The organism is Shinella zoogloeoides (assembly GCF_030733845.1).
In the GTDB taxonomy this organism is placed as follows: domain Bacteria; phylum Pseudomonadota; class Alphaproteobacteria; order Rhizobiales; family Rhizobiaceae; genus Shinella; species Shinella zoogloeoides_C.
Genome location: NZ_CP132311.1, coordinates 1,963,427 through 1,985,055 on the forward strand (window position 1 = coordinate 1,963,427; position 21,629 = coordinate 1,985,055).

The 21,629-nt window shown below is 64.4% G+C and carries 26 protein-coding genes; 14 read left to right on the plus strand and 12 right to left on the minus strand.

Annotated features, from left to right (window positions below; translation table 11 throughout):
• The first annotated feature begins 14 nt into the window (after window positions 1-14).
• Window positions 15-362, plus strand: coding sequence for a hypothetical protein (locus Q9316_RS10815; RefSeq protein WP_306035163.1), 348 nt, complete (start codon window positions 15-17; stop codon window positions 360-362).
• Here Q9316_RS10815 and Q9316_RS10820 read toward each other — a convergent pair.
• Window positions 347-1,231, minus strand: coding sequence for a LysR family transcriptional regulator (locus tag Q9316_RS10820; protein ID WP_306035164.1), 885 nt, complete (start codon window positions 1,229-1,231; stop codon window positions 347-349). The genes Q9316_RS10815 and Q9316_RS10820 overlap by 16 nt on opposite strands.
• Before the next feature lie 93 nt (window positions 1,232-1,324).
• On the opposite strand from Q9316_RS10820, the gene Q9316_RS10825 reads away from it, so the two are divergent.
• The gene (locus Q9316_RS10825) at window positions 1,325-1,684 is read left to right on the plus strand and encodes a hypothetical protein (protein ID WP_306035165.1); all 360 of its coding nucleotides are present in this window, start codon (window positions 1,325-1,327) and stop codon (window positions 1,682-1,684) included.
• Window positions 1,685-1,697: 13 nt separating this feature from the next.
• Here Q9316_RS10825 and Q9316_RS10830 read toward each other — a convergent pair whose 3' ends face one another.
• The 7 genes from Q9316_RS10830 to Q9316_RS10860 all read right to left on the minus strand — a co-directional run bounded on the left by Q9316_RS10830 (window position 1,698) and on the right by Q9316_RS10860 (window position 8,144).
• Window positions 1,698-3,797, minus strand: coding sequence for a vWA domain-containing protein (locus Q9316_RS10830; protein ID WP_306035166.1), 2,100 nt, complete (start codon window positions 3,795-3,797; stop codon window positions 1,698-1,700).
• Between the two features lie 15 nt (window positions 3,798-3,812).
• Entirely contained in the window at window positions 3,813-4,334 is a 522-nt protein-coding gene (locus tag Q9316_RS10835; RefSeq protein WP_306035167.1) for an RNA polymerase sigma factor, read from the minus strand.
• Window positions 4,335-4,413: 79 nt separating this feature from the next.
• Complete coding sequence (locus Q9316_RS10840; RefSeq protein ID WP_306035168.1) at window positions 4,414-5,106, minus strand: phosphodiester glycosidase family protein; 693 nt, start codon at window positions 5,104-5,106, stop codon at window positions 4,414-4,416.
• A 70-nt stretch (window positions 5,107-5,176) separates the two neighbouring features.
• Window positions 5,177-5,506 carry a type II toxin-antitoxin system PemK/MazF family toxin gene (locus tag Q9316_RS10845; RefSeq protein WP_306035169.1) on the minus strand — a complete coding sequence of 110 codons (330 nt, stop codon included), beginning with the start codon at window positions 5,504-5,506 and terminating at the stop codon, window positions 5,177-5,179.
• Window positions 5,503-5,721 carry an antitoxin MazE-like protein gene (locus Q9316_RS10850; protein ID WP_306035170.1) on the minus strand — a complete coding sequence of 73 codons (219 nt, stop codon included), beginning with the start codon at window positions 5,719-5,721 and terminating at the stop codon, window positions 5,503-5,505. Before Q9316_RS10850 ends, Q9316_RS10845 begins: the two co-directional genes overlap by 4 nt.
• 51 nt (window positions 5,722-5,772) lie before the next feature.
• The gene (locus tag Q9316_RS10855; RefSeq protein WP_306035171.1) at window positions 5,773-6,465 is read right to left on the minus strand and encodes a ferredoxin; all 693 of its coding nucleotides are present in this window, start codon (window positions 6,463-6,465) and stop codon (window positions 5,773-5,775) included.
• A 107-nt stretch (window positions 6,466-6,572) separates the two neighbouring features.
• Entirely contained in the window at window positions 6,573-8,144 is a 1,572-nt protein-coding gene (locus Q9316_RS10860; RefSeq protein WP_306035172.1) for a trimethylamine methyltransferase family protein, read from the minus strand.
• A gap of 367 nt (window positions 8,145-8,511) precedes the next feature.
• Between Q9316_RS10860 and Q9316_RS10865 the strand changes: the two genes are divergently transcribed.
• Window positions 8,512-9,207 (plus strand): corrinoid protein, encoded by a 696-nt coding sequence (locus Q9316_RS10865; protein WP_023514481.1) that lies wholly within the window; start codon window positions 8,512-8,514, stop codon window positions 9,205-9,207.
• Window positions 9,208-9,260: 53 nt separating this feature from the next.
• Here the strand turns inward: Q9316_RS10865 and Q9316_RS10870 are convergent, their stop codons facing one another.
• Window positions 9,261-9,419, minus strand: coding sequence for an entericidin (locus tag Q9316_RS10870; protein ID WP_306035173.1), 159 nt, complete (start codon window positions 9,417-9,419; stop codon window positions 9,261-9,263).
• 17 nt (window positions 9,420-9,436) lie between these two features.
• Between Q9316_RS10870 and Q9316_RS10875 the strand changes: the two genes are divergently transcribed.
• The 8 genes from Q9316_RS10875 (at window position 9,437) to Q9316_RS10910 (ending at window position 16,624) form a co-directional block, all read left to right on the plus strand.
• The gene (locus tag Q9316_RS10875) at window positions 9,437-10,078 is read left to right on the plus strand and encodes a DUF1638 domain-containing protein (protein WP_306035174.1); all 642 of its coding nucleotides are present in this window, start codon (window positions 9,437-9,439) and stop codon (window positions 10,076-10,078) included.
• A 100-nt stretch (window positions 10,079-10,178) separates the two neighbouring features.
• On the plus strand, window positions 10,179-10,961 hold the full coding sequence (locus tag Q9316_RS10880) for a formyl transferase (RefSeq protein WP_371877985.1): 783 nt from the start codon (window positions 10,179-10,181) through the stop codon (window positions 10,959-10,961).
• A 198-nt stretch (window positions 10,962-11,159) separates the two neighbouring features.
• On the plus strand, window positions 11,160-11,462 hold the full coding sequence (locus Q9316_RS10885) for a virulence factor (RefSeq protein WP_306035175.1): 303 nt from the start codon (window positions 11,160-11,162) through the stop codon (window positions 11,460-11,462).
• A complete protein-coding gene (locus Q9316_RS10890; RefSeq protein WP_306035176.1) occupies window positions 11,455-12,036 on the plus strand; it encodes a methylenetetrahydrofolate reductase C-terminal domain-containing protein in 582 nt (193 codons plus the stop codon). Before Q9316_RS10885 ends, Q9316_RS10890 begins: the two co-directional genes overlap by 8 nt.
• A 3-nt stretch (window positions 12,037-12,039) precedes the next feature.
• Complete coding sequence (locus tag Q9316_RS10895) at window positions 12,040-13,134, plus strand: methylenetetrahydrofolate reductase (RefSeq protein ID WP_306035177.1); 1,095 nt, start codon at window positions 12,040-12,042, stop codon at window positions 13,132-13,134.
• Between the two features lie 92 nt (window positions 13,135-13,226).
• On the plus strand, window positions 13,227-14,192 hold the full coding sequence (locus Q9316_RS10900; RefSeq protein WP_306035178.1) for a methyltetrahydrofolate cobalamin methyltransferase: 966 nt from the start codon (window positions 13,227-13,229) through the stop codon (window positions 14,190-14,192).
• A 1-nt stretch (window position 14,193) separates the two neighbouring features.
• Window positions 14,194-14,517: a hypothetical protein gene (locus tag Q9316_RS10905; RefSeq protein ID WP_306035179.1), complete on the plus strand. Its 324-nt coding sequence runs from the start codon at window positions 14,194-14,196 to the stop codon at window positions 14,515-14,517.
• Between the two features lie 34 nt (window positions 14,518-14,551).
• Window positions 14,552-16,624, plus strand: coding sequence for an ASKHA domain-containing protein (locus Q9316_RS10910; protein ID WP_306035180.1), 2,073 nt, complete (start codon window positions 14,552-14,554; stop codon window positions 16,622-16,624).
• 31 nt (window positions 16,625-16,655) lie between these two features.
• Here Q9316_RS10910 and Q9316_RS10915 read toward each other — a convergent pair whose 3' ends face one another.
• Entirely contained in the window at window positions 16,656-17,573 is a 918-nt protein-coding gene (locus Q9316_RS10915) for a LysR family transcriptional regulator (RefSeq protein WP_306035181.1), read from the minus strand.
• A 117-nt stretch (window positions 17,574-17,690) separates the two neighbouring features.
• Between Q9316_RS10915 and Q9316_RS10920 the strand changes: the two genes are divergently transcribed.
• Window positions 17,691-17,909, plus strand: a complete 219-nt coding sequence (locus tag Q9316_RS10920; protein WP_306035182.1) for a hypothetical protein — start codon at window positions 17,691-17,693, stop codon at window positions 17,907-17,909.
• A 106-nt stretch (window positions 17,910-18,015) separates the two neighbouring features.
• Window positions 18,016-18,219: a hypothetical protein gene (locus Q9316_RS10925; protein WP_306035183.1), complete on the plus strand. Its 204-nt coding sequence runs from the start codon at window positions 18,016-18,018 to the stop codon at window positions 18,217-18,219.
• Window positions 18,220-18,308: 89 nt separating this feature from the next.
• Here Q9316_RS10925 and Q9316_RS10930 read toward each other — a convergent pair whose 3' ends face one another.
• A complete protein-coding gene (locus Q9316_RS10930) occupies window positions 18,309-18,917 on the minus strand; it encodes a GNAT family N-acetyltransferase (protein ID WP_306035184.1) in 609 nt (202 codons plus the stop codon).
• Between the two features lie 288 nt (window positions 18,918-19,205).
• Between Q9316_RS10930 and Q9316_RS10935 the strand changes: the two genes are divergently transcribed.
• Window positions 19,206-20,213 (plus strand): GlxA family transcriptional regulator, encoded by a 1,008-nt coding sequence (locus tag Q9316_RS10935; protein ID WP_306031647.1) that lies wholly within the window; start codon window positions 19,206-19,208, stop codon window positions 20,211-20,213.
• Window positions 20,214-20,261: 48 nt separating this feature from the next.
• Here Q9316_RS10935 and Q9316_RS10940 read toward each other — a convergent pair whose 3' ends face one another.
• Entirely contained in the window at window positions 20,262-21,506 is a 1,245-nt protein-coding gene (locus tag Q9316_RS10940; RefSeq protein WP_306031648.1) for a GGDEF domain-containing response regulator, read from the minus strand.
• Window positions 21,507-21,629: the final 123 nt, after the last annotated feature.

Consider the following 21,629-nt stretch of genomic DNA (forward strand, 5'->3'; position numbering starts at 1 on the left):
CTCAGGGGGATGATATGAGCGCCGACCTTGCTGCCTTTCCGGATCGGGAAACCGTGGCCGACAAGTTCGCGGCCCTTGGCGAGGGCGATGAGGCCTATCTGCGCCTTCTCATGGAAAATCCGCTTCAGGACGAGAACCTGCTGGAAGGTCTTACGGTTCATCTCGACCGCGCCGCGAGCGCGCGCTTCCTCAATTCGCTGAAGCTGGAAAGGCTCGGCGAATGGCTGGGCGAAGCCGCGCCCGCACGCCTGCAGATACGCTTGACGGAAATCGCCCGCTCCAGCCAGCACGCCGCCCATGCCGCCTTCCGCACCGGCCTCGCGCGCTCCGGCGGCCTCGAACGCGCCTATCCGAAGGCCTGATCGGCGGGGACCGCCAGCGGCCCGAAGGATTTGCGGATCATGTCCGCCATGCCATCGATCGCCGGTCCGCCGCGCCGCGGGTTGCGCTTCAGCACGACGCGGGACGAATCGATGAGCGCAAAGCCGTCCGCGGCGGTCAGTTCCCGCGCACCGTGCGGAATATTGCTGCGCGCGAGCGGGGCGATGGCAAGCCCGCTCGCGACCGCCGAGCGCAAGCCACCGCTGGTGTCGCTGGTATAGGCGACGCGATATGGGATGGAATGACGCTCCAGCGAGCGCTGGGCAAACTCCCGGCACCAGACCGACCGCCGATAGAACGCGACGGGCACCGGCCGCTCCAGATGCAGATTGTGCGCGAGCGAGGCGGCCCAGACGGTCGGGTCGATAGCCAGAAGCTCGCCCGAGATATCTCCATCCCATTCGAAGATGACGGCAAGGTCGAGCTTGTCCGCCTCCAGCGCCTCCATCTGCTGCACCGTGTAGCCGCAGAAGACCGTCACCTCCGTCCCGGGATTGGTCTCGGCAAAAGCGGCGAGCGCGCCGGGCAGGACCGTCTGGTTGTATTCCTCGGGAATGCCGACCCGCACCGGTCCGTCCAGCGGCATGGTGCGCATCGCCGCCGTCGTTTCATCGACGAGCCCGACGATGCGCTGGGCGTAAGGCAGAAGCCGCCTGCCCTCCAACGTGAGCGCAACGCCGCGCGGGCCGCGCTCGAAAAGCGCAAGACCGACTGCATCTTCCAGCTTGCGCACCTGCATGCTGACGGCCGACTGCGTGCGACCGAGCTTTTCGCCGGCATGCGTGACATTGCCGGCCTGGGCAACGGCCACGAAGATTCTGAGCAGATCGCTTTCGAGAGGAGGATACATGGCGCCATCGCTTTTCCTGATGCCTGCCATCATCGCTATTCGTTTGTGAAATGTCTACCGGTTTGCTTGGCTCTTGCCGAGGAATGAAAGGCAATGGCCATGGGTATTTTCGGAAAAGTGCTGGAGTTTGTGAAGCGCTATTGTCAGTCACGGGCGGAACGGGAAGCCTTGCGGCTGCTTATCGCGCGGGGCGACGAGCGCCTGTTGCGCGATGTCGGGCTGAGACTGGTCGAGATGGAGAACGAGACCCTGCGCTGCGAACCCCTGCCCCAAACGAAGGAGAGGCGCTGGACGGCGCCCCTCATCCGGCTGTCGCCACCTTCTCCCCGCAAGCGGGGCGAAGGGGATGCGGCACCGCTTTCCTCAAGCACAAGACCGAACGGGAATGAAAAAGCCCTCGGCTTGTTTCCTTCTCCCCGCCTGCGGGGAGAAGGCGGCCGGCAGGCCGGATGAGGGGCAACCTGCCCTACTCGGCCTTCTCGCCCGACAGCCCGCCGGCAAGCTGAACGAGTTTCAGGAATTCGGCCCGATAGCCGAACGGGTCGTTGCCCCTTGCGGCTTCGGCAAGGCCGAGGATCGAGCCGTAGGCATAGTCCTGCAGCGCCGACACGCCCTTCAGCTTCTGCCCGAAGGCGGCCACGGCCACCGAGAAGCGGATGTCGGCGGAAGCCGCGTTCACATCGGTCACCGCATTGGCATCCGTCACGGGCATGGTGACGAGCTCGCTTTTATCGCCATCCGGCTTCTTCCAGCGCATCTTCAGGAAGGCAAGCTCGCCGCTCCCCGCCGCCGGCGTTGCGGATGCCTCGCCCTTGCCGTAGCGCAGCGGGTCGTTCAGCACGGCGGGGCTGCCCTTCGGCGTCACCTCGTAGATCGCGGTGACGCGATGGCCGGAGCCGATGTCGCCGGCATCCACCTTGTCGTTGTTGAAATCCTCGCGGTTCAGCACGCGGGTCTCATAGCCGATCAGGCGATATTCGGCGATGCGGTCCGGATTGAACTCGATCTGGAACTTCACGTCCTTGGCGATCGGGAAGAGCGAGGAGCCCGCCTCCTCGACAAGCGCCTTCTGCGCCTCGGCGAGCGTATCGATATAGGCGGCTGTGCCGTTGCCGTTCTGCGCCAGCGTCTGCATCATGCCGTCATTGTAGTTGCCGCGGCCGAAGCCGAGCACGGAGAGGAAGATGCCGCTCTTGCGGCGCTCCTCGATGATGCGCTTCAGGTCCTCATCGCTTGCCGGGCCGACATTGAAATCGCCGTCCGTCGCCAGCATGACGCGGTTGACGCCGTCCTTCTTGAAGGCTTTTTGGGCGAGCTTGTAGGCCGCCTCGATGCCCTCCGCGCCCGCCGTGGAGCCGCCGGGCTGGAGATCGTCGATAGCATCGAGGATCTTCTCGCGCTCCTTCGCCGCCGTCGGCTCCAGCACCACGCCGGCATCGCCGGCATAGGTAACGATCGAGACCGTGTCCGTATCCTTAAGTTTGCCGACGAGCAGGCGGAAGGCGCTCTTCAGAAGCGGCAGCTTGTCCGTCTCGTCCATCGAGCCGGAAACGTCGATGAGGAAGACGAGATTGGCGGCGGGCTGTTCCGTTGGCACCGTATCGAAGCCCTTGATGCCGATATGCAGCAGCTCCGTGCCCTTGTTCCACGGCGTCGGCATGACGGTGACGGTGGCGTTGAACGGTTTCTCCGCCGTCTCCGGCCCCTTCCAGTCATAGGGGAAGTAGTTGACCAGCTCCTCTACGCGCACCGCCTCGGCGTCCGGCAGGCTGCCGCCGAGCAGCGAGCGGCGCACATAGGAATAGGACGCCGTGTCGACATCGGCCGAGAAGGTCGAGACCGGGTCGGTCGCCACGCTCTTCACCGGGTTCGGGTCGGCGGAGGCAAAGCGCTCGCGATCTTCTTCCGGTATGGGCATGGCAATGGCGTCCACCGCGACGGACGGCTGCACGGCCGTCCGGCTCAGTTCCTGCGTGGCGGCCGCCCCGCCGAGCGCGAAAGATTCCGGCGCGGCGGCAAGCGCCTCCGCCTCCTCGCGGATTTCGGCAAGCGGCTCTGCCGCCAGCGTGTTCGTTGCCTGCGCGGTATCGGCCGCCGCCTTCGCCTTGGCGCTGGCGTCTGCTTGCGTGGATTGGCGCGCCTCCGCTTCCTGACCCGCCTTGTTCAGCAGAACGGCGGTCTCATCGGCGGAGGGCTCACTCTTCTTCACTTCCTGCTTGCGCATGCGAAGATCCTGGCCGACGGGCTTTTCGGCGATTTCCGTTTCGCTCGTCAGCGGCACCGTTCCGTTGCGCACCAGTTCATAGGTGACGAGGCCGGCAACGGGCACGACGAGCAGCGTGGCAAGGGCCGAGCCGGCGAGAAGTCTGCGGTTCATGATGGGGCTCCATATCCAGTTGAAGATGGAGCTTCGACGCCCGCCATCGGCCGAACCTTGGGGGGCACCTGCATTTTTTTCCGCATCGTCGAAAGCCTGCATGGCGGCGGCAAGCGTCCGCGCCCGCGCGGATGCATCAGCAGCGGGCGGTGCGCGGCGGCCTAGTTTTTCGAGGTCGAGATCGGTCATGGGTCTATCCTTCCGTCACGCGGCGGCATCGCGCAGCAGCACCTTCAGGCGCTTGCGGGCCTCGTGCACATGCCAGGAAATCGTCGTTTCGGCGCAGCCGAGCACTTCGGACGCCGCCGCGTGGCTGAGGCCTTCGCCGTAGATGAGCAGCACGGCATCGCGCTGCTTGTCGGGCAACTGGCGAACGGCCTGCCACAGTTCCTCATTGTCATCCTCAGCGCCGCCACCCTCCAGCACCGCCTGCTCGCGCAGAAAGGCCGCATCGCGCCATTCGGCCCGCCGGCGCTTGCGCATCTGGTCGCGGGCGGCGTTCAGCGTCACGGTATAGAGCCAGGTGCCGAAGCGGCTCGCCCCCTTGAAGCCGCGAATGGCGCTCGCAAGGCGTATGCACACCTCCTGCGCCACGTCCTCGGCATCCTGCCGGTCGCCGCACCATCGCCAGGCGACGGCATGGATGAAATCATAGCGGCTTTCGACCAGCGCGGCGAATGCCTGCCGGTCTCCCAAAGCCGCCTTCTCGACGAGTTCTGTTTCCACGGGTCCATCCCGATTGCGTGCACTAATCCCTACGACGTCCGTCGGGCGGCAATCCTTGGGTGGAAAATGCGATTTTTTCTCACCAGGGCAGACTTTTCACGACGGCGATGATCGTTCCCATGACGGCATCGCGGTCGTGCCGCCGGATTTCCGGGGCATAGAGGCTGGAAATGCTGCCATCGAGGAAAAGCGCGTTTTCGCATTGCAGCCGGTCGCGGAAGAGCGTCGCGAAATCATGGAAGCGGACCGGAACGTTTGAAATGGCGAAGGCGATCCGGCCGTCCGGCAGGATGCCGACGCCGTTGCGGATCTGCAGGCTGGTGGCGTCCGGCAGGAAACGCGGATGGATCTTTCCATCGATCACCAGCATCGGCCCCGATTGCGTCGCCTCACGCGGCGAAAGACCCGCTTTCGCATAGGCTTCCGTCTCCATCACGCCCGCCTTGCCGTCCTTAACCCAGAACACGCCGTTCGGCTTCATGAAGAAATTGCCGAACGCGTCGCCCCGGTTGAGCGCGCCTGTCTCCCTGCCATGCTCGACCAGCAACCCGACCGGCCCATAATCCGCATGATACATGCCGCCGTTCATGGCGAAGCTCATATGCTGCCCGTTGCGCAGGAGATGCGTATTGAGCTGGTCATAGGTCGCGCCGACCGTCTCCAGCGTCGCCGCGCCGAAAAGCCGGATCGTATCCGTCGCGGGATCGAAGGTGCAGACGGTGTAGCGGCCGGACAGATGCTCGATCTCGGCGCATTTCGGCGGCTCGGCCATGGCTGGCTCCCGGAAGACAAGGATTAGAAGCAGGATGAATGGCAGATAGCGCAAGGAACCTCCGGCGCTCTTAGCGAGCGATACCGATGAAGACGATAAGCGCCTGTCCGAGCCGGCGCATGTCCTCTTCGGAGAGAGTGCCGATCTGCGAACCAAGCTTTGCCTTGCGCACTGTGGTGATCTTGTCGGCCATAATGCGGCTTTCCATTCTCAAGCCGTTGCCCGGTTCCGGCCGGACGGCAATGCGGAAAAGCGGAAGATCGGCCGGATCGCTCGTGAAAGGGCAGATCGTGACGGAATCGAGCGCATCGAAGGCGTCGTCCTGCACGATGACGACCGGGCGAGGCTTGCCGGCATAGCCGCCGCCATCGGAGACGGTCCAGACTTCACCGCGCTTCATTCGTCCGGAAACTCGGAAACGGCATCCACAAAGGTCTGGTCGTCTTCGGCAAAACCGCTTTGCCGGGCGGCCTCCGCCTGTCGGCGCGCCTCCGCCGCGAAGGCCTCCGATCGGGTATCCGGCACCCAAAGCTGAAGCGGCCGCAGTCCTTGCCGGCGCAGGCGCGCACGATGCTCTTCCACCCGACGACGATTTTCTGCTGCCGAACGTGCCATGGGCCGACCTCCGATTACATGTAACCTAACATGGGCGCTACCGGCGGGCAATCAAAGCGACAGGGCCGCCATGTGGAAGCGGACCTGGGCGTCGTCGTAGCAATAGGCAGCGCCGATCGGACAGGCGGCGCGGGCGAGACAGCCGGCGCGCATGCAGCCGCCCTGCCCTTCCGGCGTGCGAAGATGCGCGCGGCAGGCGGACACGTCGAAGGCCGCCGGGCGGACGGCACCGGCGGGACAGTTGGTGAGGCAGGGTTTGTCCGGACAGGCATCGCAAGGATGCGGGGCCGCCGGCGGTGGCTCGTCCGCAATCGGCTCGGCAAAGCCGAGCGCGCCGCGATAGCCGTGCCACAGGCCGTAGACGGGGTGGATGAGGATGCCGAGCGGCGAGGCCTTCAGGCCCTCCGCGCGCATGGCCCATTGCTGGAAGGGCTGCCAGGGCGGATCGGAGGGAAACCAGGCGGTGGCGCCCACCGGTCCGGCGACCTTGAGGATGGTCTCCTTCGACCAGGCGTCGAGCGGGTCGCTGCCGCCATGGTCCGCCAGCCCTTCCCGCCACCGCGAAAATGCCGGCCAGAGCGAGCTGCCCACATTGCCGATCAGCAGGACGCTGGCGGCGGGGCGGCCGTCGGAAAGTTCCGGTGCGCTTTCGCCTTCCGCAAAATTGACGAAACCGCGCAAAAAAAGACCGTGCGGCTCAAGAGCCGCACGGATGCTGTTGGTATCGGGTCGATGCGCCCTCACCGGGTCACGTCTCCCTTGATTTCATAGTGCGGGCGCCAGACTTCCTTCTGGATCATGTCTGCCACCCTCACTGCTCCGCCTTGCTCCCTGGCGCGATCGGGACCCTTTCAGGTGAAGGCGTCGGGCATCGAGTCCTTGCGCGCCTTGATGAAGGCAAGCAGGGCGTCATCGATGGCGGGGTCGAGATAGGGCGCCTCGTAGCTTTCGAGCCAGGTGCGGCAGAGCGCGTTGGCACGGTCTTCGATGCGCTTCTCTCCTTCGATTTCCCACTGCTCGAACGAGTTGTTGTCGGCGAGCGGCGAGCGGTAGAACGCGGTCTGGAAGTTGGCCTGGGTGTGCGCACAGCCAAGATAATGGCTACCCGGACCGACTTCGCGGATGGCGTCGAGCGCCTGCGCATTCTCCGAAAGATCGATGCCTTCGGCAAATTTCTGCTGCATGCCGAGCTGGTCCTGGTCGATCATGAACTTCTCGTAGGAGGCGACGAGGCCGCCTTCGAGCCAGCCAGCGGCATGCAGTACGAAATTCGTGCCGGCCAGGAGCGTCATGTTCAGCGTGTTGGCCGATTCATGGGCGGCCTGCGCATCCGGGACCTTGGAGCCGCAGAGCGAACCGCCGGTACGGAACGGAATGCCGAGGCGGCGGGCGAGCTGCGCCGCACCGTAGGAAACCAGCGACGGCTCCGGCGAACCGAAGGTCGGCGCACCCGACTGCATGGAGATCGAGGCGGCGAAGGTGCCGAACAGCACCGGCGCACCCTTGCGGATGAGCTGGGTGAAGGCGGCGCCGGCGAGAACCTCGGCGAGGATCTGCGTCAGTGTGCCGGCGACCGTGACCGGGCTCATGGCGCCCGACAGGATGAACGGCGAGACGACGCAGGCCTGGTTATGGCGGGCATAGACCTTCAGCGCCCCCACCATGGTCTCGTCGAAGACCATCGGCGAGTTCGCGTTGATGAGGTTCATCATGACCGTGTTGTTTTCGACGAACTCGTCGCCGAAGACGAGCTTGGCCATGGCGATGGAGTCTTCCGCGCGTTCCGGCGCGGTGACGGAGCCCATGAACGGCTTGTCGGAATATTTGAGGTGGCTGTAGACCATGTCGAGGTGGCGCTTGTTCACGGGAACGTCGACCGGCTCGCAGACCGTGCCGCCGGACGAGTGCATGGACGGCGCCATATAGGCGAGCTTCACGAAATTACGGAAGTCCTCGATGGTCGCATAACGCCGGACGCCTTCGAGGTCGCGCACGAAGGGCGGGCCATAGACCGGCACGAAAACGGTGGCCTTGCCGCCGATCTGGACGCTGCGCTCGGGATTGCGGGCATGCCAGGTGAACTGCGAGGGGGCGGTCTTCAGGAGTTCGCGGCACAGGCCCTTGGGGAAATGCACGCGTTCGCCGCGCACGTCGGCGCCGGCTTCACGCCAGAGCTGAAGGGCTTCGGGATCTTCACGGAATTCGATGCCGATCTCTTCCAGAATGCGGTCGGCATTGGCTTCGATGAGCTGAAGGCCCTCTTCGTCGAGAACCTCGTATTCCTTGATCCTGCGGGTGATGTAGGGCAGCGACGGGCCCGGACCGCCGCCCGTGCGCGATGCGCGCCGCGCGGCAGCGCCGCGCCCCTCACGCGAGCGACGACCGCCGCCCTCGCCTGCCACCTGCTGAATGTCCTCGCTCATGATCCGTCTTTCCTTGTATTACGGTGCCGGAAGCACCTCTGGCCTTGTTCTTCCAGCGCCCGAATGCGCCTCTTTTTCTATGCTAGCAAGCCGCCGGGGCGGGGCGGTTCTCAATGCGCCAAGCGGTGGCGCACGCTGGATACCGATGCTGCGGCGACTATAGCGGGATTGCGACCGGCATCGTAGCGCCATTGTCCTGTTTGCACTGTCAATTCACGGCTTTACAGAGTATTCAGGGAACAAGCCTTCGGCGGGTCGCTTTTCGCTGTATGCGACGTCGCTTTCAAAATCAGGTTCGCGCAAGAGGAAGGATATTCCTTGTACCACGACCCTGCGACCGCAGCGCCAATGGAGACGAGGAACAAACATGTCTGACGACGAAATCATTCTCGCCGATCTCTCCGACGAAGAGCTTGTGCAGCAGATGCACGACGACCTCTACGACGGCCTCAAGGAAGAGATCGAAGAGGGCACGAACATCCTGCTGGAGCGCGGCTGGGCCCCTTATGACGTCCTCACCCAGGCGCTCGTCGAAGGCATGCGCATCGTCGGCGTCGATTTCCGCGACGGCATCCTCTTCGTTCCGGAAGTTCTGCTTTCGGCCAATGCGATGAAGGCCGGCATGTCGATCCTGCGTCCGCTGCTCGCCGCCACCGGCGCGCCGAAGCAGGGCAAGATGGTCATCGGCACCGTCAAGGGCGACATCCACGACATCGGCAAGAACCTCGTCGGCATGATGATGGAAGGTGCCGGATTCGACGTCATCGACCTCGGCATCAACAACCCGGTCGAAAACTATCTCGAAGCCATCGAGCGCGAGCAGCCGGATATCCTCGGCATGTCCGCCCTGCTGACCACCACCATGCCCTACATGAAGGTCGTCATCGACACGATGAAGGAAAAGGGCCTGCGCGACGACTACGTCGTTCTCGTGGGCGGCGCGCCGCTCAACGAGGAATTCGGCAAGGCCGTCGGTGCGGACGCCTACTGCCGCGACGCCGCCGTTGCGGTGGAAACGGCCAAGGAATTCATGAAACGCAAGCACAACATGCTTGCGGGCTGAATGTGGAATTCGGACGGCGCCGGTCTTGAACCGGCGCCGTCCGCTGACGATCTTTAGTTTGCGGCCCGCTCAACGCTTCGGCCGGCGTCCTGCGTCGCATCCACGGCGTTGGCCGTATCCCGTCCGACACCACGAATGGTGTTGCCGCAGGCGCTAAGCGCAAGAAGCGCTGCGAGAACGATGCTGATCTTGGTCAGGTTTGTCCCAGTCATGGTCGGAGTCCCTCTTCATGGATGTGGTTGACGCAGAACTTCAGCTCGGAAGTCCGAGCAATGAACGCACGAAAGCGGAAAAAGTTCGCGTGATCGCCTGTGGCGCGATCGCCCGCGAGGTCCTGGCCATCCGCCAGACCAACGGGCTGGACCACATCGACCTCCTCTGTCTTCCCGCCATCTGGCATGCGCACCCCGAGAAGATAGCACCCGGCGTCGAGCAGGCAATCGCCGAAGCACGAGCAGAAGGCTTTTCCCGCATCTTTGTCGGCTATGCCGATTGCGGCACCGGCGGCCTGCTCGATAGGGTCTGCGAGCGCGAAGGCGTGGAGCGCATCGCCGGGCCGCATTGTTATTCCTTCTTCGCCGGCAACGAAGCCTTCGCGGCGAAGGACGACGATGTCACGTCCTTCTTCCTCACCGATTTCCTCGCCCGCCAGTTCCGCGCCTTCGTCATCGAGCCGCTCGGCCTCGACCGCCATCCGCAGCTGAAGGACATGTATTTCGGCAATTACAAGAAGGTCGTCTATCTCTCGCAGGTCGAGGACGAGGCCTTGCAGCAGAAGGCGAAGGAGGCGGCGGACTATCTGGGCCTTGCCTACGAATACCGCTTCACCGGCTATGGCGACCTGACGGGCGAGCTGCTGCGCGCCCGCTAACCAATCCTTAGCCCTGCCCGCAAATCCCGCTGCACCGTTACCCCTTTTCTAAGCTCTCGTCCGGATGATGTGCGCCAAGGATATGGCGGGGCTTTGGGACATGACGGAACGCGACGCGCGGATGGAAACGGTGGCCATGCTGATCCAGCCCGGCCAGAACCCGGAAATCGTCGTCAATGCCGTGAGGGCCGCCTTCCCTCGGCTCGTCGTCATCGAGGAAGAGCCCGAATCGAAGAAGCTCTTCATCCGGCGGCGTGCAAGAAAGCTCGGCTGGGTGCAGGCGCTCGGACAGCTCGCGACCATGGTCGTCTCGAAATACGGCAAGCGCTTCACCCTGGGGCGCGCGAAGGAAATCCTTGAGGAATTCGGCGCAAACCCCGCGGTGGATTCACAAATCCGCCGTGTCGCCGTTCCCTCGGCCAACAGCCCGGAATTCCTGAAGGCGCTCGACGACATCCGGCCGGCGGCCCTGCTTCTCGTCAGCACCCGCATGCTGAAGGCAGGAACGCTCGCCGCCATCGCCTGTCCGGTGCTCAACTTTCACGCCGGCATCACCCCGCAATATCGCGGCCTGCAGGGCGGCTACTGGTCGCGCATCCTCGCAGACGAGGAGAATTTCGGCGCGACGGTGCACCTTGTCGATGCGGGCGTGGATACCGGGGGCGTGCTCTACCAGCACCGGCTCAAACCTTCCAAACGCGACACGGTGCACACCTATCCGCTGCTCCAGACGGCCGCTTCGACCGGCATCATCGTCGAGGCCCTGCACGATGCCGTCACCGGCAGTCTCAAGCCTTTGAAAATAGCGGCGCCCTCGCGGCAATGGTATCATCCGCCGATCTGGACCTGGCTCTGGAACGGCGTGACCCGCGGCATCTGGTAATTCTTCTGGACGGCAAATCCCGCGTCGTTTTTGAGCATGGGGCAGTCGTGGCGAGCGAAGCCAGCGACGCGGCCAGAACGCATTGTCAGCATGAGAGCAATTCCAGGAAAAGTGTGCGACGGTTTCCACCGGAATTGCGAGAGACAAGAGGAAGAGCGTTTCCGCGATTCACGCAAATGCTCTGGGAGAATTTTCGACATGGCAGACCGCATCATCGTCTACTGGCGCGACATCCCCGCCCAGGTCATCATCAAGAAGGGCCGCGCCAACGCCAAGCGGGAGCTGTCGCTGCGCTTCACCGAGGCCATCGACATGTGCGCCATGCGCACCGGCGCGGCCGAGACGGACGACTACCTTGCCGAATGGCGCAAGGCCGATCCGGTCCCGGTCTCCGACGATCTCGAAGCCGAGGCCGACAAGGCCGCCGCCGAACTCGAAGCCGCCTATGACCGCGAGCGCCTCGTCGCCCTCGTCAAGGCCGGAGGCCGGGACGATGGCTGACCCCAAACCCGGCAACGCCGCCGCAGGCAAGAAGGCCGCCACCGGCGCCTTCACGCCGGCCGGCGTCTCGCCGAGCCGCCGCTCGCGGCACAAATACACGATCCGTCTTTGGGCCGTGCGCAATTCCCGCTTCTTCGAGTGGTTCTACAACCGCTTCGCCGAAGGCTTCCTGCTGCTGCACCCGCTCTGGAAGCTCCTCGGCTACCAGCGCGTCGAGCGGCCGATCACCTTCGTCGAAAAGCATGTGAAGGGCTTCCTCTTCGACTGTCGCATGTGCGGCCAGTGCGCGCTGTCGTCCACGGGCATGTCCTGCCCGATGAACTGTCCCAAGCAGCTTCGCAACGGGCCCTGCGGCGGCGTTCGCGCCAACGGCAATTGCGAAGTAGAGCCGGACATGCCCTGCGTCTGGGTCCAAGCGTGGAAGGGGTCGCAGAACATGGCGAACGGAAATGCCATCATGAACGTGCAGAAGCCGGTGAACCAGTCGCTGCGCGAAACCTCGTCCTGGCTGCGCGTGACGGCAGAAGCCGCCGCGGCGCGGGAAGCCGCTGCCGCCGCCGGAAAGGACGCCTGATCCATGGCTCATTTCGACGAAAACCCGCTCGGGCCTCATCTGCCGCTCGATCCCCTGCCCGGCCACTCCTCGCTCGGCCGCCTGGAGCGCGTTCTGCGGCGCGGTGAATTCGCAGTGACGACCGAGCTCAACCCGCCGGACAGCGCCAATCCGGAGGACGTCTACGAGCGCGCCGCGATCTTCGACGGCTGGGTGGACGGCATCAACGCCGTCGATGCCTCCGGCGCCAACTGCCACATGTCCTCCGTCGGCATCTGCGCGCTGCTGACCCGCATGGGCTATGCGCCGATCATGCAGATCGCCTGCCGCGACAAGAACCGCATCGCCATCCAGGGCGACGTGCTGGGCGCGGCCGCCATGGGCGTGTGCAACATCATGTGCCTCACCGGCGACGGCGTGCAGGCCGGCGACCAGCCGGGCGCAAAGCCGGTCTTCGACCTCGACTGCATGTCGCTGCTCGAAACCGTGCGCATCATGCGCGACAACGCCAAATTCCTCTCCGGCCGCAAGCTGACGACGCCGCCGAAGGTCTTCCTCGGCGCGGCGATCAATCCCTTCGCCCCGCCCTACGACTTCCGCCCCTACCGCCTTGCCAAGAAGATCGAGGCCGGCGCACAATTCGTGCAGAGCCAGTATTGCTTCGACGTTCCCATGTTCCGGGAATACATGAAGAAGGTGCGCGACCTCGGCCTGCACGAGAAATGCTACATCCTCGTCGGCGTCGGCCCGATGGCCTCCGCCAAGACGGCCAAGTGGATCCGCTCCAACGTGCCGGGCATCCACATTCCGGATTCCATCATCGCCCGCCTCGAGGGCGCGCAGGACCAGAAGAAGGAAGGCAAGCAGCTCTGCATCGACATCATCAACGAGGTGAAGGAGATCGAGGGCGTTTCCGGCGTTCACGTCATGGCCTACCGCCAGGAAGAATATGTCGCAGAAATGGTGCATGATTCCGGCGTGCTGAAGGGTCGCCAGCCCTGGAAGCGCGAGCCGAACCCGGTCGACCAGCTCGTTGCCGAACGCATCGAGGCGGCGCGCAACGGCCAGGAACAGGACCAGCAGCAGATGGCCGAGAAAGCCGCCCACCAACCCCATTGATTCCGCCTGCCGGCTGCCGCCGGCATGCCAGCTTGTAACACCGGAAATCGCGCGCTAGACCTGAACCGGCGCCCCGCCCCAGAGGACCTTATATGACACGTACCATCGTCGCCTCGGCCACCCGCGAAATCATCATCGGTTTCGACCAGCCCTTCTGCGTCATCGGCGAACGCATCAACCCGACCGGCCGCAAGAAGCTGGCCGCGGAAATGCAGGCCGGCAACTTCGAGACCGTCATCAAGGACGCGCTGGAACAGGTCGCCGCCGGCGCCACGATGCTCGACATCAATGCGGGCGTGACCTCCGTCAATCCGAACGAGACCGAACCGGGCCTGCTCGTCCAGACGCTCGAGATCGTCCAGGGCCTCGTCGACATCCCGCTCGCCATCGACAGTTCGGTCACGGCCGCCATCGAGGCCGGCCTCAAGGTCGCCAAGGGCCGCCCGCTGGTCAACTCCGTTACCGGCGAGGAAGAAAAGCTCGAAGCCATCCTGCCGCTCGTCAAGAAGTACGACGTCCCGGTCGTCGCCATCTCCAACGATGAGACCGGCATCTCCATGGACCCGGACGTGCGCTTCGCCGTCGCCAAGAAGATCGTCGAGCGCGCCATGGACCACGGCATCAAGCCGCATGACATCGTCGTCGACCCGCTCGTCATGCCGATCGGCGCGCTGGGCGATGCCGGCCGCCAGGTGTTCCAGCTGCTCTATCGCCTGCGCAACGAGCTGAAGGTCAACACGACCTGCGGCCTGTCCAACATCTCCTTCGGCCTGCCGCACCGCCACGGCATCAATGCCGGCTTCATCCCGATGGTCATCGGCGCCGGCATGACGTCTGCCATCATGAACCCCTGCCGTCCGCAGGAAATGGAAGCCGTGCGCGCCGCCAACGTGCTCAACGGCACCGATGCGAACTGCACCAACTGGATCATGACCTACCGCGACCACAAGCCGGCCGAAGGCGGCGCGACCGCTGCCGCTTCCGCGGCGCCGGCAGCCGGCGGCGGCCGCCGTGGCGGCCGTGCAGCCCGCGCCGGCGCCGGCGCGGCGAGGGAATAACATGTCGGGCGGGCGTCAGTTTCGCCGCGACGCCTTCAGCCTCTGGCTGGAGGCACCCCTCGTGATCGCCATGCGCTGCCACGAGATGGGAATGGCGGCGATGACGGGTTCGACGCAGAACACCGCTGAGATGACCCGCATGGTCACCGAAAAGATGGCTGCCACGGCGGAAAGCATCGTGGCGGCCAATTTTGCTGCTGCAAAGGCCATGATGACGGCGGCTTCGCCGAGTGCCACGGCGCGCGCCGTGTCGGAAGCCGCGTTGAAACCCTACGGCAAGCGTGTGCGCCGCAACGTCAAGCGCCTCGCGGGCCGGAAGGGCTGAATTGCGGTTCCACCGCCAGGAAAGAGTACGAGCGATGCGCATCGAAGGTGAGAAAGAGACCAACATGACCGAAGCCTCGGCAAAGGAACCGCTGGTCCTCTTCATGCCCTCGGGCAAGCGCGGCCGCTTCCCGGTCGGCACACCGGTCCTCGAAGCCGCGCGGAAACTCGGCGTCTATGTCGAGAGCGTGTGCGGCGGGCGCGCGACCTGCGGGCGCTGTCAGATCGAGGTGCAGGAAGGCAACTTCGCCAAGCACAAGATCGTCTCCTCGCTCGATCACATCTCGGAGAAGGGCCCGAAGGAAGAGCGCTACGAGAAGATCCGCGGCCTGCCCGAGGGACGCCGTCTCTCCTGTTCCGCCCTCGTCCTCGGCGACCTCGTCGTCGACGTGCCGCAGGATACCGTCATCAACGCGCAGGTCGTGCGCAAGGCCGCGACCGACCGCGTCATCGAGCGCAACGCCGCGGTCCAGCTCTGCTATGTCGAGGTGGACGAACCCGACATGCACAAGCCGCTCGGCGATCTCGACCGCCTCAAGGTGATGCTGGAGAAGGACTGGGGCTGGAAGGACCTGCTCATCGCCCCGCACCTCATTCCGCAGATCCAGTCGATCCTGCGCAAGGGCCAATGGGGCGTCACCGCCGCCATCCACCGCGACATGGATTCCTCCCGCCCCTTCATCGTCGCCCTCTATCCGGGCCTCAAGAACGAGGCCTACGGCATTGCCTGCGATATCGGCTCGACGACGATCGCCATGCATCTCGTCTCGCTGCTCTCCGGCCGCATCGTCGCCTCTTCGGGCACGTCGAACCCGCAGATCCGCTTTGGCGAGGACCTGATGAGCCGCGTCTCCTACGTCATGATGAACCCGGACGGCCGGGAAGCCATGACCAAGGCGGTGCGCGAGGCGGTCAACGGCCTGATCGGCAAGGTCTGCGCGGAAGGCGAAGTCGACCGGCACGACATCCTCGACATGGTGTTCGTCGCCAATCCCATCATGCATCACCTCTTCCTCGGCATCGATCCGACGGAACTCGGCCAGGCGCCCTTCGCGCTCGCCGTCTCCGGAGCCCTGCAATACTGGGCGCACGAACTCGATATCGACGTGAACCGCGGCGCGCGGCTCTACACGCTGCCCTGCATTGCCGGCCATGTCGGCGCGGATGCGGCGGGCGCCACGCTGGCGGAAGGCCCCTACCGGCAGGACCGCATGATGCTGCTGGTCGACGTCGGCACCAATGCGGAGATCGTGCTCGGCAATCGCGAGCGCGTCGTCGCCGCGTCGTCACCGACCGGCCCGGCCTTCGAGGGCGCGGAAATCTCCTCTGGCCAGCGCGCCGCCCCCGGCGCCATCGAGCGCGTGCGCATCGATCCCGCCACGCTGGAGCCGAAGTTCCGCGTCATCGGCGTGGACAAGTGGTCGGACGAGGAAGGCTTTGCGGAAGCCGCCGCCGGCGTCGGCGTCACCGGTATCTGCGGCTCGGCGATCATCGAGGTTGTCGCTGAAATGTACCTCGCCGGCGTCATTTCCGAAGACGGCGTGGTCGATGGCTCCATGGCGGAGAAGAGCCCGCGCATCCTGCAGAACGGCCGCACCTTCTCCTATCTGCTGCATGACGGCGAGCCGCGCATCACGGTCACCCAGAACGACATCCGCGCCATCCAGCTGGCCAAGTCCGCGCTCTATGCCGGCATCAAGCTTCTGATGGAGAAGCAGGGCGTCGACCATGTCGACACGATCCGCTTTGCCGGCGCCTTCGGCTCGTTCATCGATCCGAAATACGCCATGGTGCTCGGCCTCATCCCGGACTGCAACCTCGACGAGGTGAAGGCCGTCGGCAACGCCGCCGGCACCGGCGCCCTGATGGCCCTGCTCAACCGCGACCATCGCCGCGAGATCGAGCAGACCGTCGCCCGCATCGAGAAGATCGAGACGGCGCTGGAGCCGAATTTCCAGCAGCTCTTCGTCAACGCCATGGCGATGCCGAACAAGGTGGACCCGTTCCCGGAACTCGCCAAGGTCGTGGCTTTGCCCGAGCGCAAGGTGCTGTCCGACGACGGCGGCGGCGAAGGTGGCGGGCGGCGCAGGCGCCGCAGCCGCGAATAGCGCGGCCGGGCGCGCCCGGCCGGCCTAAAAGTCAGCAGGCGACCTGCAGCATGTCCATCGGCCGGCGCTCGATGCGCGCGAAGGCCGCACGGATATAGTCGGCGACCGCCAGTGCGGGCGTCTCCGCCTCGTCGTTGACCACGAGGCCGATCAGGTAGTGGCCAAGGTCCGGCAGGCCGTCCTTTTCACCAAGCGCCACCATGTCCTCGCCGACAAGAAAGCGGGCGAGCGGCGCGACGGCAAGGTCGGCGCGGATCGCGGCGCGCTGGCCCATGTGATGGGCGCAGAAATAGGCGACGCGGAAATCACGGCCCGAACGGCTCAACTCCTCCAGCGCGCGTGCACGCCAGATGCACCCCTCCTCCCAGACGGACACCGGCAGCGGGTTCTTCAGATGCGCGTTGCCGCAGTTCTTGCCGGCCCAGACGAGCTGTTCCTTCAGGAGGACCTCGCCCGGCACCGGCATCGTGCCGTCGGCGGAGTTGAAGATGGCAAGGTCGAGGCGGCGCTCGGCAACGGCGCGGCGCAGGCTGCTGCTCGTCTCGATCGAGACGTTGACGGCGATCGACGGATAGGTTTCGGCAAAACGGCGAAGGACTTCCGGCAGGATCAACTCGCCGACATCATCGGGCGCGCCGAGCCGCACGACACCGTTCATCTCGGGCATCATGAAGCGGGAGACCGCCTCGTTGCTGAGGGCGATGAGGCGCCGTGCATAGGACAGAAGCACCTCGCCGTGATGGGTCAGCACCACCGAGCGCGCGTCGCGGCGAAACAGCGTGCAGCCGAGCAGCTCTTCCAGCTTCTTGATCTGCATCGACACCGCGGAGGGCGTGCGATGCACGGTCTCGGCAGCCGTGGTGAAGTTGCCCGTCTCGGCAATCGCCACGAAGGTTTTCAGGATATCGAGCTCCAGCAAGGGGAGCGTCTGGCGCATCAGCAGATTCATTGTCCGCCTCCATGGATCAGAAATTCTGAAGCAAAGCGTCACTTCATTTCGTTTGATTGAAAACCGAGATGGGCGGATAGTCAATCTACAAGGTCACCGATTGGAAGGAAAAACGCCATGAACACGCAAAAATCGTTCGCAAACGGCGCCGATCTCGCCGTTCTCGTCCGTGGCAACGGATTCTACTACGCAATAAGGCGCTTCGTGGGCGAGGCAATCGAGGCCCGGCGCAAGCGCAACGCAATCCGCCACACGACGGCGGAACTGGAGCAATTGCCGGACTATCTCAAGCAGGACATCGACTGGCCGGCTATCGGCGAACATGAAGAACGCTGATCGATCCAATCAAATATATTCGTTTGATTGATGTATGAGGTTGCGACATAGTCACGATCAAGGTCGCGACCTTTCGATACCTCCCAAGCTCGAAAGGAACCCTGAAATGGCAATAGCACTGGAACACCGCCCGATCCGGCGCGCAGCAGGCGCCCGCGATGCCGGCAGCCTGTCTCATCTCGTCCGGGAATTCTCCGCGCGGATCATCTCCGCCTGGCAGCGCCGCCGCGTCGAACGCGAACTCGAAGGCCTGTCCTACGACCAGCGCAAGGATATCGGCTATCGTTCGTTCGACAAGAACACGCGATGACGGACGACTGTAACGGCAACCCGCCGAAAGAAGACGACGCCAAACACCGCCGGAGCTGACCTTCAAAAGTCTCTCCGGCGGTTTTCTTTTCAGGGCTTGAGGATCGGCACATGGGCGGCCGCCGTTTCCGGCAGGACACCCGTCAGCCGCGGATCGTCGAAAATCTCGATCTGCCGCTTCACCGGCGTGAACCCCGAACGGATATAGAATCCCAGCGCCTGCGGCGAATCCAGCGTGCAGGTATGCACCCAGAAACCCCCGATCGGAGGATGTCCCTGCCGCGACCAGGCTCGCGCGATCGCCCGGTTCATCAGCCAGCGCCCCGTTCCATTGCCGATCGCCGCCGGTGTCAGACCGAAGAAGGCAAGTTCGCACACGCCCGCCGCGCGAAAATCGAGTTCAAGCAACCCCTCCCCGCGCCCGTCCTTCATGACCGCATGGACCTCCACGTCGCGGTGGTGGAGGATGACGGCAAGCTCGCTTTCGGCAAGGGCAAGGCGTGAAGCCCAGAGCCATTCGGTGCCGATGCGGCCATAGAGGTCGCGATACCAGGCGACGTCAGGCTTTTCGATCCGCTCGAGCGTGATGCCGGGCTGTTCCGGATCGGCGCGAGGCACGGGCGGCGCCAGCATTTCGAGGCAGGTCACCACCGCCGCGAGCTTGCCGGCCGGCACATCCGAATATCCATCTGGCAGCATCGAAATTCCCCTCGAATCCGCCCTCGTTTTGGCCGGGGCCGGTCATCTTGTCAAACCACGCCTGTCAACGGAAATCGACCTGTCGCAATCGGACAATACCAATGGCGGGGTCGCAAATGCGCAAGTAGTCAGCCATCGTCACAATTTTGCCGGAAGGCACTGACATTTCAGCGATAGACAACGCATCCCAGTCGCAACCATCCTTTTTACTGTCGCAAAAATACTAGCGCGACGGCCAATCTGCCTGCGACGATTGCGACATTCCGCCTCCCCAGCATGGACACACCGATGAACAAGCAAAACGTCAAGAAGCGTTCTCTCGTTTTCTTTCTCGTGCCCAACTTCTCCATGCTGCCCTTCTCGGCGGCGATCGAGACGCTGCGCATCGCCAACCGCATGCTCGGCTACGAGGCCTATACCTGGCGGCTCGCCTCCACGGATGGCCAGCAGGTGCTTTCCTCCAGCGGCATCGGCATCGAGGTGAACTCCTCGCTCGCCGACGAGCGCAAGCATCTCGGCGGCGAGAACCGCCCCTCCATGGTGCTGGTCTGTTCCGGCATCTATGTCGAGGACTTCTCCAACAAGTCCGTCAACGCTTGGCTGCGCGAGGTCTATAACCGCGGCATCGCCGTCGGCTCGCTCTGTACCGGCGCCCATGTGCTCGCCCAGGCGGGCCTGCTGTCGGGCAAGCGCTGCGCCATCCACTGGGAGAACCTGCCGGGCTTTGCCGAGGCCTTCCCCCAGGCGGACGTCTATGCCGACCTCTACGAGATCGACGGCAATATCTACACCTGCGCCGGCGGCACCGCCTCGCTGGACATGATGCTGAACCTGATCGACCAGGATTTCGGCGAAAACCTCGTCAACCGCGTCTGCGAGCAGGCGCTGACCGACCGCGTGCGAGGGCCCCACGACCGCCAGCGCCTGCCGCTGCGCGCCCGCCTCGGCGTGCAGAACGCAAAGGTCCTGTCGATCATCGAACTCATGGAAAAGAACCTCTCCGAGCCGCTGTCGCTGCTGGAGATCGCCGACGGCGCGGACCTGTCGCGCCGCCAGATCGAGCGGCTGTTCCGCCAGGAGATGGGCCGCTCGCCGGCCCGCTACTATCTCGAAATCCGCCTCGACCGCGCGCGGCACCTCCTCGTGCAGTCGTCCATGCCCGTCGTGGAAGTGGCGGTCGCCTGCGGCTTCGTCTCCGCCTCGCATTTCTCCAAGTGTTATCGCGAGCTCTACAACCGTTCGCCCCAGCAGGAGCGCGCCGACCGGAAGCTGACGCTGTCCGCCATCGCCCGCTGAACGATCGATAATCGAGGAACGAAGAGCCCTGCCCGACCGGCGGGGCTTTCAGCTTGCCAGCGCGCTGACCAGCGAAAGCTCGGAGAAGACGCGGTTCCGGCCGGCATGCTTGGCCATGTAGAGGAACTGGTCGGCGGCATTGAGGTAGTTGTCGAAGGTTTCCCGTTCGGAAATGGCGGCAAGGCCGGCAGAGACGGTGATCGTCAGCGCCTCGCCATCCGCATCGATCGGCTGGCTGGCGAGCTCCATGCGCAGATGCTCGCAATGGTCCAGCGCCTCCACCAGCCCGAGGCCGTTGAAGATGATGCCGAACTCCTCGCCGCCGAGGCGCGCCAGGAGGTGCCGCGCGCCCACCCGCTGCTTGAGGCGGCTGGACACGACCTTCAGCACGACGTCGCCGACCTCGTGGCCATAGGTGTCGTTGAGGCGCTTGAAATGGTCGATGTCGAGGATGGCGATGGACATGGCCTCGCCGCGGCGCAGGGCCTGATCGACAAGCCGCGGCCCCGCCTCGAAGAAGTAGCGGCGATTGTAGATGTCCGTCAGGTAGTCCCGCGCGGCGATGCGATGCAGCGACTGCACGCGCTTCTGGATCGCCGCGACATGGAAGATGCGGCTGTTGAATTCCTCGACGAGAAACGGCTTCTGGATATATTCGTCGCCGCCGGCCCTCAGGAAGCGCGCGGCGACCATGCGGTCGTCCGATTTCGAAAGCCCCACCACGCGCACCGCGTCGTCGCCATGCCGCTGGCGGATTTCGCTCAGCAATGTGAAGCCGTCCATGTCTGCAAGATCGATATCGCAGACCACCATGTCGATCCCGGTCCGGGAATCGAGCGCCTCGAGCGCCGCCGCCCCGCTCTCCACGGCCACGATCTGGAAACGCTGCTTGGCGATGAGGTTCACCTGCTGCCGCAGGCTTTCGGAATCGGAATCGACGACCAGAACCTGCGTCTTGCCGCTCGTCAGGATGCGGTCGACGGCAAGCACGAGCTGCTGGATCGCCGCCGGGCTGTCCTTGACGACATAGTCGAGCACGTTCTTGGCGAGGATCTGCTCGCGCGTCGCATCGCTGAACGAACCGGTGAACACCAGCGGCGCGATGCCCTTGGAGATCACATAGTCGAGCGCCTCGCAGTTCGGCGCGTCGGGCAGGTTGAGGTCGAGAACGGCAAGCACGAATTCCGGGGCTTCGGACTGGAAGATCGCCCGCACCGCGGCCATGCTCGGGCAGTGGGTGACGGAGAGGCCGAGCTCCTTCTCCAGCCTGTACTTGAGCGCCGTGGAGAACATGCGCGAATCCTCCACGAGCAATACCTGCTGGCCTGAATGGCGCAGAAATGCAGGGTCTCGCTGCGGATTTGTATCCACTCCCACGTCGTCCAGTACCTTAGATGATGTTCCCGTCTCGACGCA